Source organism: Enterococcus sp. LJL99 (assembly GCF_054871725.1).
Genome location: NZ_JBTXLT010000001.1, coordinates 543,910 through 562,537, shown reverse-complemented (window position 1 = coordinate 562,537; position 18,628 = coordinate 543,910). Strand labels below are relative to the sequence as shown.

The following is an 18,628-nucleotide window of genomic DNA, read 5'->3' as shown; positions in this document are numbered from 1 at the left end:
AAATCATAACTAGAAAATTTATTTCGATCTATAAAAAAGACTGAAGTTCATGAAGCGTACCTTTGCTACATGAACTTCAGTTTTATTTATAAATGAGGGAAGAATTATGCTTTTTCAGAAATTTCTGCTTGCATTTCTGCATCAAACGCTTTTTCACCTTCTGTTTCAATCGTATAAGCTTTCGCATCTTCTAGTTTGAAGAATGGGTAATAAAAAGCAAAACTTAATCCGATTTGAATCACTTGAAGTAAACCACCGCGCCATCCGCTAACAATTAATCCTGAAATGATTGGTGGCATCGTCCAAGGTAAGTTGACACCATTTGCTAGTGGAACTAATCCAGTTGCCATTGCAACATAAGCGATGATACACATGATTAGTGGCGTTAAAACAAAAGGAATTAACATCATTGGATTTAGTACAATCGGAACACCGAATACTAGTGGTTCATTAATATTGAAAATAGCTGGAGCGAATGATAGTTTTCCTAATGTTTTAAATTGAGTTGATCTTGCGAAAAACATACAAGCAATTGCTAAACCAATTGTTGCGCTAGAACCACCTAATTTAACAAAGTTACTGTAAAATTGATAGTTGACGATGTTTGGTAATTCTTGTCCAGCGGCCAAAGCTTGTGCATTTTCAACGGTTAAAGCAATCCAAATTGGCTGCATAACTGCTCCGACAATGTTTGAACCGTGAATTCCGAATGCCCAAAGTAAAGCTTCAAAGAATAAAATAATCAATGTAGCTGGTAGGGAGCTACCTAAAGCTAGTAGTGGTGTTTGTAAAATTTCGAAAATAAAGTTTTGCGCTGTTTGATACTCTGTATACGTAAAGCCGATACGAATAAAATTGAATATAATAGCAACAAATAAGCCTGGAATCAAGGCAGAAAATGATTTGGCTACGTTTGAAGGAACAGAGTCAGGCATTTTGATTGTCCAACCTTTTTGAACAACCCAACGGAAAATTTCTGAAGCTAAGATGGCTGTAATCATTCCAACGAAAAGTCCAGAAGCACCAAAGTTACCTAAAGGTAAAAATTTACCAGCGTCAGTAGAAGTAATTGGTGTTAAAATCAAAAACGCAACCATTGCAATCGCTTGAGTTGAGCCTCTATCGACAGAATAATATTTTGCCATCTCGCTTGCAATCCCTAAGATAACGAAGATTGTCATCGCATTCATGGTCATATCATTTACTTGTAAGAAAAGTGACATCCAGTTTTCCCCTAAAACGGACTGCATAAAATTAGTATATGGTTCGATTGGAAGTTGCGTAAGTAGTAAGAATAAAGAACCGATGATTAATAATGGCATAGCAACAAAAAAACCGTTTTTAATTGCAGTTAGATAGCGATTTGAGTCTAATTTATAAGCAATTGGGCCTAACTTTTCCTGTAATTTATCTAAAAATTTGTTCATTTGATTATCCTCCTTGTGTTTGTAAAGATAAAGCCATGTCTAATACTTTTTTTCCATCCATACGACCGTAGTCAATAATTGAGATGGTTGCAACAGCGATTGATTTTGGTGCTAGTTCTCTTTTATATTTTTCTTCTAGAAATGAAATCTGAGGACCTAAGAGCAAAATATCTGTTTCTGATAAGTGATGATCAAATTGTTTTTCTGGAACAGCGATAATTTTTACATCGATATTTTCTGCAATAGCGTATTTTTCCATTTTAGTGACTAGAAGACTAGTAGACATTCCAGCAGCACAAGCAATAGTGATTCTAATCATTACTTTTCTCCTTTATCTAGTCGTTGATAAAGCTGAATAAATCTTTCAGCCAAGTCAATGGTACTGATTGCACTCATTAAATGGTCTTGTCCATGCATAATCAGCATGGAAGTTTGTTTGAGTTCTAATTCTTTAGTAGCAACATTCATTAAATGATTTTGATAATCATGCGCTTGATTTAGTGCGTCACGTGCTTCGTCCATTTTTTCAATTGATTGTCTGTAACAACCTGCTGCAGCATGGTCGATGGCTTGCATCGCTAAACTACGTGCATTTCCTCCATAGACAATTAATCCTATTACACAGTCCTCCTCTAGTAGGTTATTTTTCACTAGGTGACCTCCTTTCAATTGAGCATCTTTATACTTTTTATAAAGCAAGTAGCGTGCCAAAACAGATTTTATTCTGAAAGTTCTTATTTCTAGAGGAAAATTAAATTTAAAATGAAAGTGTTTTCTTTTTTTGATATTTAACGAAACACATTGAAGCAGATTAGGTTTACTTTTTTTAAAAAGCGGTTACAATAGAGCTAGATAAAAAAGTGAGGTGTTTGATTTATGAAACGGATTGAACTAGTTTATCAGGGGTTGATAGAAGTCTATAATGGAGCTGGGATCACAACGAATCAGCTTGCAGAAAAATTAGGACTATCAAGAGCTAATGTTAGTAGTGAGTTAAATCAGCTTACAACTCAAGGGTTGGCAAAAAAGGAAAATGGTAAGCCAGTATTATATCATCCGATTATAAAAGTAAGTGAGTTAGAGCAGTTTGCACAAGATAATCCTTCTTTAAAAATGATTATTAATCAGGCTCAAGCAGCGATCCTATATCCTCCAAATGGATTGAATATGCTATTTTATGGAGAAACTGGTGTAGGAAAATCGATGTTTGTTTCGTATATTTATGACTATGCTAAATCGGTTAAGCGAAAAGAAGAAAATTATCCGTTTATTCGTTTTAATTGCGCTGACTACGCTAATAATCCTCAGTTGTTAATGGGACAGCTGTTTGGTGTAACAAGAAATGCCTATACTGGAGCGAATGAAGACCGCAGTGGATTAATTGAAAAAGCCGATGGCGGAATCTTATTTTTAGATGAAATTCATCGTTTACCGCCAGAAGGACAAGAAATGTTATTTACGTTTATTGATTATGGTGTTTATAATCGTTTGGGTGAAACAGCGCAAGAACGAAAGGCAACTGTTCAATTGATTGCTGCAACAACGGAAGCGCCTAATTCGGCTTTGTTGCAAACTTTTCAACGTCGGATTCCGATGGTCCTAAAAATTCCCAATTTAGCAGAACGAACGATTGAAGAACGAGCAGCACTGGTCTCACTTTTTCTACAAGAAGAATCAAACCGACTGAATGAACCAATCAAAATTACCGAAAATAGTTTTCGTGCCTTAGTTAGTTATCCATGTCCTCATAATATTGGGCAATTAAAAAATGATATTCAATTATGCTGTGCAAAGGCTTATGCCGATTTTTTAATTCATGGACAGCAAGATATTCGTATTCATAGTCCAGAGTTAATGCCACATATTTTAACTGGGTTATATCAAGAACCAGAAAAGCGGATTGTTTGGCAAAAAATTCGAGCAACGACAGGGCACTACATCTTTTTTCAACCAGAAGAGCAGACGGAACAAATTCAGTTTTCGAAACAAAGTAAAGTTTATGCATTAGTGGATGAGAAAACAGATGAAGTTAAATCTGGAAAATTAAGCTATGAAGAATTAGTTAAAATTGTTGAAGAAAGCTATGGCGCTTTTTCTGGTGAAATAAATGAAGAGCATTCAATGGAAAAACTACGAACGGTGTTTTCAGAACCTTTATATGAAACATGTATTCAAACGATTCAATTGGCAGAAACTTTATTGAATAGAACCATGAATGAAAAAATCCGGTTGGGTTTAGCAATCCATCTGTTGAATACGTATCATCGGATTCGTCGTGGAGAAGCTGTACAAATACATCCAGAAAGTAGCGAAATTGCTAATGAATACCCAGAGTATATGGCGATTGCCTATGAATGTTTACTATTTTTAAATTGTTCATTGAATATTAGCATTCCCAATGAAGAAGCGGCCTTTTTAGCGATGTTCTTTATTTATAATGAAGAGAAACAAGAGACCACAAAAAAAGTCCAAGTAATTGTCTTAGCTCATGGAATTTCTACGGCAACTTCAATGACGACCTTTGTTAATGAGTTATTAAGCACTGAAAATGGGGCATGGGGTATTAATATGGATATTGCAGAAAGTCCTAAAACAACGTTACAAAGATTGACACAATTATTAGTAGAAAGTAATACGAAAGAAGATTTACTTTTTTTAGTCGATATGGGTTCTTTAAATAATATTGGCTATGAAATTGAAAAAGCACTGGGGAATCGATGTGCAACGATTGGATTAGTTAGTACTTCACATGTGCTTGAAGCAACAAGAAAGGCAATGCTAGGAATTTCTTTGGATGAAATTTACCGAACGACGTTACAAGTCAATGATTATTTAGCTGCAAAAGAACCGATTACTACGTCATTAGCTAATGACGATAAGCCCTCTGTCATTTTTACTTTTTGTTTAACAGGTGAAGGGACAGCAGTCACCATGAAAAATATTTTAGAACAAAAATTAACAATCGAAGAGGATCAAATAGAAATCATTCCGGTTACATTGCTGCATAATGAAAGTGTGGACCACTATCTTAGATCGAAACAAAAAGAATATAACATTCTATGTGTGGTTACTTCTTTACCGATTAAGACAACGATTCCTCAATTTCAATTATACGATTTGTTTCAAACGGAAAGTATCCATAACCTACAAGAATTGATTGATATTGATTATACCTATCGCAGTATTGACCAAACGCTTGAAAAAGAATTAAAAGAAATCGATAGTCGGTCGATTGTAAAAGAAGTGAAACAATTATTGCCGATTATTGAAACAAAAATGAATCGTCAATTTTCTATTCGAACCATTTTTGGTGCTATTTTTCATATATCGTGTTTAGTCGATTCGCTAAAACAAAATAGTGAACGGAATATTTTTCCAGAACAGATAGAGTATGAAAGCCAATTTCCTGTTGAGCATCAGCTTATCCGAGAATCTTTTAGCGAAATTGAAAAAAGATACAATGTAACGATTCCCCCGAATGAAATTAGTTATTTAGTTAGTTTATTTATTGATTATCCCAAACTTTAAAAGTAAATAACTAAGGATGGCTTCAGCGAATGAATAAACGAAACATTTTTACATCTTGATTGATTAATGATATATTAAGATTGAATGAATAACTCAGAAATTTATTGTTTTATAGTCTTTATTTTGATAAAACAAATCCTGCAATAAATTTTCTAGCTAGAGAAAGTTTAAATGTAGTGACAGAAAAAAATTAGCTATAGTTTGTAGCAAAAGCAGGTTTTTGTTTTTACTCTAGCTCAGTTATTTATTAAATTATAGAAGGAAAGTGAAGTATGCAAGAAGAAAAACGTTTTGGTATTTTAAAAAAATATGTCAATATTTTGTTGGATGTTGTTTTAGGTTTATTAGCTATTCTTATTTTGATTTTTATGGTTCGTCATTTGATTGATATTACTACGTATATTCTAAAACCGATGACAACACAGAATTTTTCGGTGGTTATGCAAGAAGTGGTATCCTTCTTTATGTTGTTTGAGTTTATCATGATGGTTTTACGCTATATTCAAGAAGGACATCATATTCCTATCAGATACCTGATTTTAATCTGTATTACCGCTATTTTAAGACAATTAATGGTTCTGCATGGAGATGGCGTTCAAACCCTCTTATTATCGTTATCTATTCTTTTATTGGTGGTTGTTCTTTTTGTTTTGAATTTAAGTGGGAATAAATCTTACTCTGGGTTTAAATCAAAAGGCGATGGGGAGTTATAGCGGAGATCTAATAGAAAGTAGCGTAAAGTAAATTATTTCAATAAATTGTTGAAAATGAAAAACAGTAATCCTTTTCTAATTTCTTGTTTAGATTTTAGAAAAGGATTACCGTTTTATTTTGTTACTCATTAAAGCTTGAATAATAGAATAAGTAAAATTGCTAAGGTGATCTGAACAGCGCCAACGGATAAACCATAAATCAAGAAACGTTTGCCTTCTTTAAAAAATTTTTGAAAATCTAATCGTAGTCCAATCGCTGCTAAGGCAGTAATTTCAAACCAGCTACTAATAAAATGAGTCGTATCACTCAACAGTTTCGGGAAATGAAATAGACTATTAAAGATACAACATAAAATAAAGCCAATAACATACCAAGGGAGTACTTTGTTGCGAGTAGTGGATTGAGAAGTATTTTCCATCTGTGTTTGCGGATGTCTATTTTTAAAGCGACTAAAACTAAAAACGACAACGACTAGCAAAATGATGCGCATTATTTTAAAAAGCATAGATAGTTCGGCGATTTGCGGACTTAATATATTTCCACTAGCAACGACTTGGCCAACAGATTGCAAAGTGCCTCCAATCAACGCACTTTTTGCAAGACTATCTGTTCCATAAAGTACTGTACCGATTAAAGGAAGTGTCAACATCATTAGTGTGCCTAAAAGGTTTACTAAAGTAATAATTTGTCCTTTTTCTTCCTCTTTAGCTTGAATAGCAGGAGCAATTGAAGCAATAGCTGATGAACCACAGACTGCATTACCACCAGCCATTAATAAAGCCATATTTTCGGAGAAATTCATTTTTCTCCCAATAAAATAAGCGCCGAGAATTGTCAAAGTCATTTGTAAACAAATAAAGAAAAATCCTTTGGCGCCTATTTGTAAAATCGTTTGAAACGTCACGGTTGTTCCTAAAAGAACCACAGAAAATTCTAATAATTTGCTTTCTGCTATTTTAGTTCCTTTAGCCAAAATAGGTTGTTTCAGCAGTGTGTTTCCTAATAAAATCCCAAGCAAAATAGCAATAGTAGCACTTCCTAAACTAGGGAATAATACCGCAATTTTTTTGCTAGCTAAAGCAACTAGAAATGAAATCCCTAAACCTGGTAAGAGATTTCTTAGGAGTATTTTTTCTTTAAAAAGATGATTCCTCATTAATTTTTGCCTCTTTTCTTAACCTCTAAAATTAAGTATAACTAATTATTACGTATTTGAAAATCAAATAAGTTATTCTCTAAATTGCTAATTTATAGAGTAGAGTGACTGGAAATCTTTCTTTAAGTTTTTATTATTTAATATTTATTGTTATTAACAAGAAATTAATAATAAATAATAAAAAAAGAGATAGTTTTGTTTGATTAAAAGAAGAAAAAGATTTATTATAAAAAGATATACGATAATCCGTATTTCATTTTGGAAAAAGTATTTTATTTTTTACAAGACAAGTCATTTGCCTGGAGGGATATAAACTATGGGATCATTTTTATGGAATATAAACTTAGAAGAGTATATTAAAAAAATCAATCCAACTATCAAAATTCAAAAAGAATTTTTAGATTACTATGCTGAACTAGCTGAAATTGGAAATCGTTTAGTTAGTGAAGTGAATCCAAGCAATCTAAAATCGGTTTTAGCTCAATTGATGGGTATCGATGAAAAGTGTTCCTTAGTTATTTTCTATATTTGTAGTGAAAAGGGACTTGAGGAATGGAGTGCTATTGATCGGATTCATTTGATTGAAAATGAATATAAAACAACAAGGAAAGAAAAATATTTGTTTGAAATGCCAGAATATGAAGAATGGTCGTTAGCCCAATGTATTTCATAAAAAATAGAATGTTGTTCGTAAAGAACAACATTCTAAAAATAGTCAAACATTCGGAATAATTCTTTTTTATTCTGTGGGATAAGAGGTTTGACTACATAAAAGAGGACGTTCTATTTTTGCATACCGGAGAATGGTTTAGCTAGTTGGGATTAGCTTTTATAGCTCAAATGCTAGTTTGATACTATTTTTGTATGAAAAAGGAACGCTCTTTTAGGATAGAAACAAAATAGAACAAAAAACAGTGTTGGACTTTTTGCCAACACTGTTGTTGAGTTCAATAAATAACCATGGACAATCTCATTCGAAAAAACTAAGGTTACCACTAGAATTTTTTCTCAAAATTGAGTAGAATGAAATAGTCGATGAATAACATTGACTTGGCAACTTGAAGGGTCAGGTCCTACTGACTTTTCGAGGCTTCATAATTTAGTTGGTAGCTAGATTATGAAGTGCCTTTTTTGTTTATCCTGTTTCTATCTATTGATATTGTAAAGGAAAATTCATTTGCGGTCAATAAACTGTTTGAAATAAATGACTTTTTTTGTTGTAAAGTAATAAAAAAAATCTGAACAATTATTGAAAGCCTTTTCTGAAATTCCAACTTCAATAAATGTCTATTTTTTAAATGATATTATTTTATAATATTAGGGTTTTTAATAGGACTGTTTTGTTAATTATAATTATTTTAGTTTGGAATTTTTTATGAATAATCTCAAGATGAGTAACTGGCAGATTTAGTTTGTTAAAATTATGCCAGAGTTTTGAAGAAAGAATTGTTATGTTTAGCTATAAAATTATCATTCAAATGGCACAAGAGCCATTCAGTCTTCGGTTAAACTAGTGAGATAGCATTTAAGTAAATAATTCTGTATGAATGACACAAGTTTCTTGATAAGGTAAAATAAAGTAAGTGAAAAGGGTGGAGGAATGGTTATGGCTAAGATTATGATTGTAGAAGATGAAGCAACGATTAGAGAGCTTTTGGCAGAAGAATTACAAAAATGGAACTTTGAAACTATAGGAACGACCAACTTTAATCAAGTTTTAGAAGATTTTCAGCGTGAAGATCCACAACTAGTTTTGTTAGATATTAATTTGCCAGTATTTGATGGCTATTATTGGTGTCAAAAAATTCGTGAAACCTCTAAAGTCCCAATTATTTTTATATCTAGTCGAAATACGAATATGGACATGATTATGGCGATGAACATGGGCGCGGATGATTTTGTTACAAAACCTTTTCAGCTAGATGTATTGATTGCCAAAATCAATGCTTTGTTACGTCGCTCATATAATTATTCTGAGGCGGGAAGTGAATTACTTTCTCACAATGGCATTACGTTAAATGTAGACAATGGTAGTATGGAAATTAAGGGCGAAACAATCGATTTAAGTAAAAATGAGTATCGTTTATTGTATATATTAGTAAAAAAACACGGGAAAATATTGACTAGAGAAAAGTTATTACGTGCGCTCTGGGAAGATGAACGTTTCGTTGATGACAATACGTTGACTGTAAATATCAATCGGTTACGAAAAAAAATCGAACAAGCAGGGATTGAAGGGTACATTGAAACCAAGGTTGGACAAGGCTATATTGTTCCCTAGATTGGAGAAAATATGACGATTCGAAACTATTTAAAAGATCGTTGGTTGCTATTTATTGGTTGGGTGGCTTTTGTAGCAATTACTTGTTTTGTTTTATGGTTGTCGCCAAATATGTACGTTGATTTTTCTATGGTGAGTTATATCGTCTTATTAGAAGGGCTCTTACTAGCATTTTTTTTAACGATTGATTATTCATTGAAAAGGCAGTGGTGGAGGTCGCTAGATATTTCTGAGCAACCACCATCATTACAAAGTTATTTAACAGAAGCCAATAAAGCAGAAGAAAAATTAGCTCAAAATTATATTAATGGATTAGTTGTTGAACATCAGCAAGTGATGCAACAAGCAGTAGATAGTCAGCAAGATCAAAAAGATTATATCGATTCATGGGTTCATGAAATCAAAGTTCCTTTAGCGGCGGTGGACCTTATTCTGCATTCGATAGAAGATGATATTCCCGAAAAAAAGTATTATTTATTAGAAAATGAATTAGGAAAAATAGATGAGTATGTCGAGCAGGTCCTTTATTATGCTCGCTTAGATAGTTTTTCTAGAGATTATTTGATTCAAGAATATTCATTGAAGGAAATCGTTCAATCGGTGATAAGGACACAAGGAAATTATTTTATTGAAAAAAGTTTGCAGTTTTCAATGGAAGGCGATGATCAAACGGTTTTGACCGATGTCAAATGGGTGGCTTTTATTTTTAGGCAATTGATTAGTAATGCGATTAAATATACTCCTACTGGAGGAAAAATCAAGGTACTGTTTGAAAAAAATAAAGAAGGCGTCTCATTATTGTTACAAGATACAGGAATTGGGATTCCTCAAGAGGATCAGCGCCGTATTTTTGATAAGGGATTTACAGGGGAAAATGGACGAACAAGTGAGCAACATTCTACAGGAATCGGTTTGTATTTAGCAAAACAATTAGCTACGAAATTAGGTCATCAGTTGTCTGTAGAGTCAGTTGAAGGACAAGGAACAACCATGAAATTATTCTTTCCGTTCTTGAGTTATTTTAATGAACAGAGAGGTTGAAGAGTATAATAAAATTAAAAAACTGAGTATCACAGAAATTTTTGTGGCACTCAGTTTCTTTGTTTATAGGATTGAAATGAGAAAGTATAAAAATTTATTTGCAGAGCTATGAACAAATAAAGTATAGTTAGAGTAGAATTTAGTAGAGAAGAGAAGGGGTTCCTATATGTCATATCGAATAGAAAAAGATTCTATGGGCGAGATACAAGTACCTGAATCCGCATTATGGGGTGCACAAACACAACGAAGTTTGACAAATTTTGCGATTGGTTGTGAAAAAATGCCACCAGCATTGATTCGTGCCTTGGTTTTAGTGAAAAAAATAGCAGCTAAAGCCAATGAAGAGACTGGTAAATTGGATACAAAAATTAGTCAACAAATTAATCAAGCAGCTGAAATAATATTAGCTGGGCAATTAGAACAACAATTTCCATTAGCTGTTTGGCAAACAGGTAGCGGAACACAAACGAATATGAACGTTAATGAAGTGATTGCGAATTTAGCGACAAACAAAGAAATTCAAGTTCATCCTAATGATCATGTGAATATGTCCCAAAGCTCGAATGATGTTTTCCCAACGGCTATGCATATTGCCGGTGTTCAGCTGATTGAAACGAGCTTATTACCTGCGTTGATAACCGTTATAACAACTTTAAAACAGTTAGAAACTGAAAATGAACAGATGATAAAAATTGGTCGGACTCATTTACAAGATGCCACACCAGTCACTTTTGCCCAAGAAATCAGTGGTTGGCGGGCAGGTTTTGAACATAATTATGCTATGTTGGAAGATACCCTAAAAGAATTAAAACAATTAGCGATTGGCGGAACCGCAGTCGGGACTGGCTTAAATGCTTCAGAAGAATATGTGACGACTTTTATTACTAATTTAAACGAAGAAACTGCCACTAATTATCAACAAAATTCCAATAAGTTTTACGCTTTAGCTAGTAAAGATGCCTTTGTATTTGCTTCTGGCGCTTTAAAAGCTCTCGCTGCTAATAGTATGAAAATGGCAAACGATATCCGTTGGATGGCTAGTGGTCCTCGAAGTGGTTTAGGAGAAATCACCATTCCTGCGAACGAACCAGGCAGTTCCATCATGCCAGGTAAAATAAATCCAACGCAGTGTGAAGCTTTGACGATGGTCGCTGTTCAAGTAATGGGCAATGATACGACGATTGGTATCGCAGCTTCTCAAGGCAATTTTGAATTAAATGTGTTTATGCCTTTAATTGCTTATAACTTTATTCAAAGTATTGAGTTATTGACGGACGCATTACTTTCTTTTGATGAAAATTGTTTAGCTGGAATTAGCGCGAATAAAGCAAAAATGAAAGAATATGTGGAGCGCTCGTTGATGTTAGTAACGGCATTAAATCCCCATATTGGGTACGATAATGGCGCAATGATTGCTAAAAAAGCGTTTAGTGAAAGCCTAACGTTAAAAGAAGCAGCACTTTCCAGTGGGCTTTTGACTGAGGCAGAATATGATTTATGGGTTCGTCCTGAAAAAATGTTAGGAGAGTAGAAAAAATGACATCAATTTACGAAGAAGCATTACAAGCGCATAAAGAATGGCAAGGGAAGATAGCTGTGACCTCAAAAGCTAAGGTCAATAATAAGAAAGATCTTTCTCTAGCATACACACCGGGAGTAGCAGAACCGTGCCGAGAAATTTTTAAAGACCCAGCTAAGGTATATGATTACACATGGAAAGGTAATTCTGTAGCAGTAGTCACTGATGGAACGGCTGTTCTTGGATTAGGAGATATTGGACCAGAAGCTTCTCTGCCAGTGATGGAAGGTAAAGCATTATTATTTAAAGAGTTTGCCGGAATTGATGCAGTACCAATTTGTTTAGCAACTAAAGACCCTAAAGAAATTATTGCAATTGTTAAGGGGATGGCTCCAACGTTTGGCGGTATCAATTTAGAAGATATTTCCGCGCCAAGATGTGTGGAAATAGAACGGGCTTTAATGAACGAATTAGATATTCCAGTTTTTCATGATGACCAACATGGTACAGCAATTGTAACAATCGCAGCGTTAATTAATGCGTTAAAACTTGTTAAAAAAGAAGTTTCTGAAATCAAAGTGGTTGTTTCTGGCACGGGAGCAGCAGGTAGTGCAATTATTAAAATGCTTCATGATTTTGGTGTGAAAAATATTGTTGCATTCAATATTGATGGTGTTTTATCGAAAAATTCAGGAAAACCGATGACCTTTTTGGAAGAAGAAATTGCTTTGATTACTAATCCAACTGATTTTGCAGGAAATATGGCGGAAGCTTTTGTTGGCGCGGATGTATTCATAGGTGTCTCTGCGCCTAAATTAGTATCTAAAGAGATGGTTGCTTCGATGAATAAAGGAGCTATTGTGTTTGCGATGGCAAATCCAGAATCTGAAATTTCTTATCAAGAAGCAATTGAGGCAGGCGCTGCAGTTGTTGGTACAGGACGTTCGGATAATCCAAATCAAATCAATAATGTCTTGGCGTTTCCAGGATTATTTAAAGGAGCCTTTGTTGCTAAAGCGACTAAAATTACAGAAAATATGAAATTAGCGGCGGCTAGAGCGATTGCGGAAAGTATCCCAACAGATCAACTTACTGCAGACTATATCATTCCTTCACCATTCAATAAGGACTTAGTTGAAGTCATTATTGAAGAAGTTGCAAAAGCAGCAGAAAAAGACGACGTTGTTCGAGCATAAAATAAATGCTATTGGTTTGATGCTGTAAAAATGGTCTTTAGTGTTGAAAAGTCGTATTGATTTTTCAACACTAAAGATTTTTGGTTTCGATTGCTAAAGAATTATTGGTTTGATTTTGTAGATCTAATATTATAATTGTGTGTGAAACACTCTTTTTTTTTAGTTTAAATAAATTGAAATATGGTATACTGTTTAGGAATATAGTCGAAGGACCTTAAAGGAGGATTTTTCTGCATGACACAGAAAGAGACATTTTATATTACTACCCCGATTTATTATCCAAGTGGCCAATTACATATTGGTAATTCGTACACAACAATTGCCTGCGACACGATGGCTCGCTACAAACGCTTAAAAGGATTTGACGTTTTTTACTTAACGGGTGTCGATGAGCATGGTCAAAAAATTGAAAATAAAGCTGAAGAATTATCAGTAACCCCACAAGAATATGTGGACAAAATGGCTGTAGATGTTCAAAAGTTATGGAAAACATTGGATATCAGTTATGACAAATTTATTCGTACAACAGATGATTATCATAAAAAAAGTGTACAACAAATTTTTGATCAGTTGTTGGAACAAGGAGATATTTATCTAGGTGAGTATGAAGGCTGGTATTCTGTTTCAGATGAAGAATATTTTACTGAAACACAGTTAGAGGAAGTTTACCGTGATGAAGATGGAAAAGTGATTGGCGGAAAAGCGCCAAGTGGACACGAAGTTGAATTAGTTAAGGAAGAATCTTACTTTTTCCGTATGAGTAAATATGCGGACCGTCTACTAGCTTACTACAATGAGCATCCCGATTTTATTCAACCAGAATCTCGTAAAAATGAAATGATCAATAACTTTATCAAACCAGGATTAGAAGATTTAGCGGTCTCTAGAACGACATTTTCTTGGGGGATTCCATTGACCAATGATCCTAAGCATGTTATTTATGTATGGATTGATGCGTTGTCTAATTATATTACGGCATTAGGTTACGGTTCAGATGATGATAGTTTATACCAAAAATATTGGCCGGCAAATGTTCATATGGTAGGAAAGGAAATCGTTCGCTTCCATACAATCTATTGGCCAATTATGTTAATGGCATTAGATATTCCATTACCTAAAAAAATCTTTGGTCATGGCTGGTTAATGATGAGAGATGGTAAGATGTCTAAATCTAAAGGGAATGTCGTGTACCCTGAAATGTTAGTGGAGCGGTATGGTTTAGATGCATTGCGCTATTATTTACTGCGTGCGATCCCATTTGGGAGCGATGGCGTATTTACACCAGAAGATTTTGTTTCACGTGTCAATTATGATTTGGCTAATGATTTAGGAAACTTATTAAACCGCACGATCGCTATGATCAATAAATACTGTGATGGTTTTGTTCCAGATTATGCTTCAAAAGTAACACCTTTTGACAGTGAATTATCGACAACCGCAGCCAATGTTATTGGGAAATATCATGAATATATGGAAAAAATGGAATTCAATACGGCGATCGCCGAAGTTTGGACATTGGTTTCCCGTGCTAATAAATATATCGATGAAACTCAACCTTGGGTTTTAGCGAAAGATGAAGACAAGAAAAATGAATTGGATAGTGTGATGGTCCATCTAGCTGAAAGTTTAAGAATCGTTGCGATTCTTTTACAGCCTGTGATGACGACAACACCGAAGCGAATATTTGAACAACTAGGTTTGGAAGCTGAAAAAATGAGTATGGAAGCTATTCATTTTGGGGAATTCCCATCTGGGATCAAAGTGACAGCGAAAGGGACACCTATTTTCCCACGTTTGGATATGGAAACAGAAGTTATTTATATTCAAAGGAAAATGAGTCAAGGTTCACCTACGACAACTGAAGAAATCAAATGGGATCCAGAACAAACAGAATTGGTCTCAATAAAAGAAAAAGAAATCAAATATGAAGATTTTGACAAAGTAGAATTAAAAGTTGCTGAAGTCATCGATTGTAAGAAAGTCAAAGGAGCAGATAAGTTATTACAATTCCGCTTAAATGCTGGTGACAGTCAAGATCGTCAAATTTTATCAGGGGTTGCCGAATTTTATCCTGATCCAAGTGCGTTGATTGGTAAAAAAGTAGTGATCGTTGCTAATTTAAAACCAAGAAAAATGCGTGGACAAATCAGCCAAGGAATGATTTTATCTGCTGAATCAGCGGATGGGAAATTGCAATTAGTTGAAGCGCCTAAAGAAATGCCAAACGGATCAAGTATTGCTTAAATGAAAAGAACATTCACTAGCTTGCTTCAAGTAGCTAGTGAATGTTCTTTTTCTTATTTATGTTTAGTCGATCAATGTATGCCATTTACCAACACTTAAAACATCGTAACCTGCCTGTTTGACTTGTTCTTCAGTCATATCATAGTGAGAAAGGTCATCGATATGGATAGGAACGACTATCTCTGGAGTTGATTTATCCACAAAAGAATCAAGCATAGGAATATTCATAGTTAAGGGTCCACCTTTTTTATCAGCAAGTACATTGCCTAAATTAGCAATTAAAAGATCAACATGACTAGGTAAAATATTGATTACATCGTTGTTATAAATCGTATCAGCAGTAAAATAGATTTCTTTTGCATCGTTATGCTCCTTGATCGTTAGGAGATAACCATTGACTTTTCCAACTAACGTACGCATCAAATACGAACTTCCGTGATAAGCTGGGATCGCCATGATTGTTACAGACAAATCATTTTTTTGGAAAACATGTTTTTGTTCCCAACCGATTTTTTTACTGTTTTTGTTTTTTAGAAGAGGTAAGGCATTTTTACTACTGAGAACTAATGTTTCTGGCGCTATTTTTTCTAAACCCAATTGATCGATATGATCATCATGAGCATGGCTGATCAACCAAAGATCAATATCCGCGAACGTATCGATATCAAATTGTGGTTCTTTTAATCGTTTAGATTTAAATAATTTAAAATTAAAAACAGTTCCTTTGGGAGATAATGCAGGATCAATTGCTATTTTGATTTTTTCATTGATACGGAGAACACAAGTGGCAATGCCCACATGAAATAACTCGATTTTCATACACTAAAATACTCCTATCATTATTTAAAATTGTGATAAAATTTTCCGTTCAATAAGTCGTGTTAAAATTAATTATATAGGATAAAAAATTTTTTAAAAGGATTTTTGAATTTATTGAGTGGACCGAAAATAAAGAAAAACTTTGTTCTATCTTTGAAAAAATGAAAAATCGGTATAAAACAATCAGAATCTCGGCAATTACCAATCCACCATTCATTGCAAAGAGAGCAATACCTGCTGTTTTGTCCAATTGCTCGATTCTAAACGATGGTTTTATGACCTTAGTAAACGGTAGTGCAAAAGTAACTACTACATTTCCAATCTCTTTTAAAAATTTAAAAGAGTTGAAATTTCACCAATATAAGGTAGTATAACTTGTTTCATTGCTCTAGAAATGGCGGTATATAGAATTTTTTTATCTCTTTCAGTATTTTGGTAGTGTACTGAAGAGGAATCATGAACAATTACGCGTTCAAATTCTAATCCTTTTGCATGCTCAATTGAGAGAATTTGAACGTTTTTCATTGTTGTTAAGTTTAGCAATTGTTGCGCTAATACTTCTTTTTCAGCGTTTGTTTTAGTAATAATAGCAAGACTTTCTTCATTAGAACTTTCCGAAATAATGGTACGTAATGTGTTCATGTATATTTGTTGATCTTCACAAGAAAGATAGCGGGTGACTTCCCCATCTTTACGAATTGGACGAATCGCTAGTGCTTGCTTATTTGTTGTTAAATGTTGAAATAGTTCTGTGATATCTTTACTTGAGCGATAACTATTCAGTAATTGATAATAAGCAACAGAACGCTTAGTCTGAGATAAAATTGTTTGTAGCATAGTAAAATCAATTGAAGTCGTAAAGATTGCTTGATTTTCATCTCCTGCTAAAGTAAAGTTTGCTTGGGGAAATAACTCCAATAGTAGTGCAATTTGTGCTGAGGTATAATCTTGTACTTCGTCAACTAGAATAAAAGCCATTTGACGATTTGTTAAATCAGTTACAAAGGTGTGCTTAATCAATAATAGACAGACGGCTTCATCAACTGTATAGAAAGGTTCGTTTTTTTGATAGGGAGATTGTTGAGCTTTTTCATATAGTAATTGAAAGAGTGCCCACCGATCAAACCAAGTAAAATCAGTAATTTTATTGATTATCTTCGTATATTTTTTTTGCAATCTGAGAAAGGCAAGTTGTGCTAATTGCATTTCATCTTCATCAGAAAGTGTTCGATCAAAATAGCGTAGTTGTTCAGCCTCGGTTAGATTTTGAATTTGATCAATCATGTTTCTTGATTTTGCTTGCTGCCGCAAATAGTGAGTCCATTGGCTCAATAGTTTTTCTTTTGTTGCTGATAGTCGTTCACGAATAGATAGTATATCAGGTGTCTTTTGATATAAGCTAAAAATAGTTTCAGTCGAGAAAATCACTTTCTTCTTAAAGTGAATCGGTCGAAAGAGTGTGATTTGAATCAGCGCTGTTTCTTTGAAATTTTTTATAAAATTCACAAAATCTGCCGATTGAATTATATTTTCTTGGCTTGACTGTATTTCAGCTGTAATTCGTTTAAAGTAGGTTGTTTCGGTTTCAATATCATGCTTGTCTTGAAATAAGCTTTCTAAAAATTGTAAGAGAGTTAAATTTAAAGGATTTCTTTCACCTAAATTAGGCAATACTTGAGAAATATAATCAATAAAATTTGAATTGGGCGAAAGTAATAAAATATCGTCAGCGGTGATTTCTGTTCGGTGTTGATAAAGTAAATAAGCGATTCGTTGCAAAATGGCAGATGTTTTTCCACTACCAGCAATCCCGTTTACAAGTAATAGTGGCTGTTTTTCATCTCGTATGATTTCATTTTGTTCTTGCTGGATGGTTGTCGTAATGTCTTTCATGTACTGAGAAGAATCAGCTTCCAAAGATTGTAATAAAACATCATCTTGAATTGCTAGATTAGTATCGAAAAAGTTAAGTAATTTTTTTTCTTTAATGATTAATTGTCGTTTCAGTGTCACATCTACGGCAATTTTAACTTGGTTGGCAATGTAGCTGCTAGTTCCAATCTCATTATTATAAAAAAGCGCTGCGATTGGAGAACGCCAATCAAAGATTCGTGATTGATCTTCTAAATTAGTAAAATCATTCATCCCTATATAAAAACTATCATGATCAGAATCCATCTCTAAAAATGTGACATCTATTTTGCCAAAATAAGGACTGGGAAGTAGGTGCTCAACTTTTTCCAATTTTTTTACGAATGTTTCCATTTGAATATTCAATTGATCGATTTCTCTATTTTTCATTTCCATCATAGAGAATGTATCAAGATTATCAAGATAACTATCAAAGTTTAATTTAGTATCTTCTTGAAATTGTTTTAAGACGGATTGCCCAGTTGTGTTGATTGATTGTAATGCTTCTGAATAGACTTTTTGGGCTGCTAGTAATTCCTGATTGATTTCTTTTAAATGATTTGTCTCTGTGATTAATTCTTGTGACATAAACATTCCTCCCGGTGAAAAAGTGCGTAACTAAATAGTGTAAATGACATTAGAAAATAATGCAATTAGGATGTTCTTAAAAATATTAGTGGCAAGGATTTTTCAATTTTGTTGAAATTCAACCATATTAGAAATCCAGTTTTGTTTATGTCCTTATCTATAAGTTACGTCTTTTTTCTTATTTTCACTAAAATTTTCAGGAAA

At 33.7% G+C, this 18,628-nt stretch carries 14 protein-coding genes; 8 read left to right on the top strand and 6 right to left on the bottom strand.

The window, feature by feature from the left end; genetic code table 11:
• Positions 1-104: 104 nt before the first annotated feature.
• The 3 genes from ACYSNW_RS02760 to ACYSNW_RS02750 are packed head-to-tail and all read right to left on the bottom strand — an operon-like array spanning position 105 to position 2,078.
• Positions 105-1,427 carry a PTS sugar transporter subunit IIC gene (locus tag ACYSNW_RS02760; protein ID WP_461742901.1) on the bottom strand — a complete coding sequence of 441 codons (1,323 nt, stop codon included), beginning with the start codon at positions 1,425-1,427 and terminating at the stop codon, positions 105-107.
• A 4-nt stretch (positions 1,428-1,431) separates the two neighbouring features.
• Positions 1,432-1,746, bottom strand: a complete 315-nt coding sequence (locus ACYSNW_RS02755; protein WP_461742899.1) for a PTS sugar transporter subunit IIB — start codon at positions 1,744-1,746, stop codon at positions 1,432-1,434.
• Positions 1,746-2,078 carry a PTS lactose/cellobiose transporter subunit IIA gene (locus ACYSNW_RS02750; protein ID WP_461742898.1) on the bottom strand — a complete coding sequence of 111 codons (333 nt, stop codon included), beginning with the start codon at positions 2,076-2,078 and terminating at the stop codon, positions 1,746-1,748. The genes ACYSNW_RS02755 and ACYSNW_RS02750 overlap by 1 nt, the downstream gene beginning before the upstream one ends.
• Positions 2,079-2,303: 225 nt before the next feature.
• On the opposite strand from ACYSNW_RS02750, the gene ACYSNW_RS02745 reads away from it, so the two are divergent.
• Positions 2,304-4,955 carry a sigma 54-interacting transcriptional regulator gene (locus ACYSNW_RS02745; protein WP_461742897.1) on the top strand — a complete coding sequence of 884 codons (2,652 nt, stop codon included), beginning with the start codon at positions 2,304-2,306 and terminating at the stop codon, positions 4,953-4,955.
• Positions 4,956-5,227: 272 nt separating this feature from the next.
• Positions 5,228-5,668, top strand: a complete 441-nt coding sequence (gene psiE, locus ACYSNW_RS02740; RefSeq protein WP_461742895.1) for a phosphate-starvation-inducible protein PsiE — start codon at positions 5,228-5,230, stop codon at positions 5,666-5,668.
• Between the two features lie 128 nt (positions 5,669-5,796).
• On the opposite strand, the gene ACYSNW_RS02735 is transcribed toward psiE, so the two are convergent.
• On the bottom strand, positions 5,797-6,825 hold the full coding sequence (locus tag ACYSNW_RS02735; RefSeq protein WP_461742893.1) for a YeiH family protein: 1,029 nt from the start codon (positions 6,823-6,825) through the stop codon (positions 5,797-5,799).
• Between the two features lie 316 nt (positions 6,826-7,141).
• Between ACYSNW_RS02735 and ACYSNW_RS02730 the strand changes: the two genes are divergently transcribed.
• The 6 genes from ACYSNW_RS02730 to metG all read left to right on the top strand — a co-directional run bounded on the left by ACYSNW_RS02730 (position 7,142) and on the right by metG (position 15,106).
• Positions 7,142-7,498, top strand: a complete 357-nt coding sequence (locus ACYSNW_RS02730) for a DUF7006 family protein (protein WP_461742892.1) — start codon at positions 7,142-7,144, stop codon at positions 7,496-7,498.
• 933 nt (positions 7,499-8,431) lie between these two features.
• Entirely contained in the window at positions 8,432-9,106 is a 675-nt protein-coding gene (gene sapR, locus ACYSNW_RS02725) for a two-component system response regulator SapR (RefSeq protein ID WP_461742891.1), read from the top strand.
• Positions 9,107-9,118: 12 nt separating this feature from the next.
• Positions 9,119-10,147: a two-component system sensor histidine kinase SapS gene (sapS, locus tag ACYSNW_RS02720; protein WP_461742889.1), complete on the top strand. Its 1,029-nt coding sequence runs from the start codon at positions 9,119-9,121 to the stop codon at positions 10,145-10,147.
• A gap of 166 nt (positions 10,148-10,313) precedes the next feature.
• The gene (gene fumC, locus ACYSNW_RS02715) at positions 10,314-11,678 is read left to right on the top strand and encodes a class II fumarate hydratase (RefSeq protein WP_461742888.1); all 1,365 of its coding nucleotides are present in this window, start codon (positions 10,314-10,316) and stop codon (positions 11,676-11,678) included.
• 5 nt (positions 11,679-11,683) lie between these two features.
• Complete coding sequence (locus tag ACYSNW_RS02710) at positions 11,684-12,862, top strand: NAD(P)-dependent malic enzyme (protein ID WP_461742886.1); 1,179 nt, start codon at positions 11,684-11,686, stop codon at positions 12,860-12,862.
• A 234-nt stretch (positions 12,863-13,096) separates the two neighbouring features.
• On the top strand, positions 13,097-15,106 hold the full coding sequence (gene metG, locus ACYSNW_RS02705; protein WP_461742884.1) for a methionine--tRNA ligase: 2,010 nt from the start codon (positions 13,097-13,099) through the stop codon (positions 15,104-15,106).
• A gap of 63 nt (positions 15,107-15,169) precedes the next feature.
• On the opposite strand, the gene ACYSNW_RS02700 is transcribed toward metG, so the two are convergent.
• Complete coding sequence (locus ACYSNW_RS02700) at positions 15,170-15,925, bottom strand: MBL fold metallo-hydrolase (RefSeq protein WP_461742882.1); 756 nt, start codon at positions 15,923-15,925, stop codon at positions 15,170-15,172.
• A gap of 327 nt (positions 15,926-16,252) precedes the next feature.
• Positions 16,253-18,424, bottom strand: coding sequence for a HelD family protein (locus ACYSNW_RS02695; protein ID WP_461742880.1), 2,172 nt, complete (start codon positions 18,422-18,424; stop codon positions 16,253-16,255).
• Between the last annotated feature and the right edge of the window lie 204 nt (positions 18,425-18,628).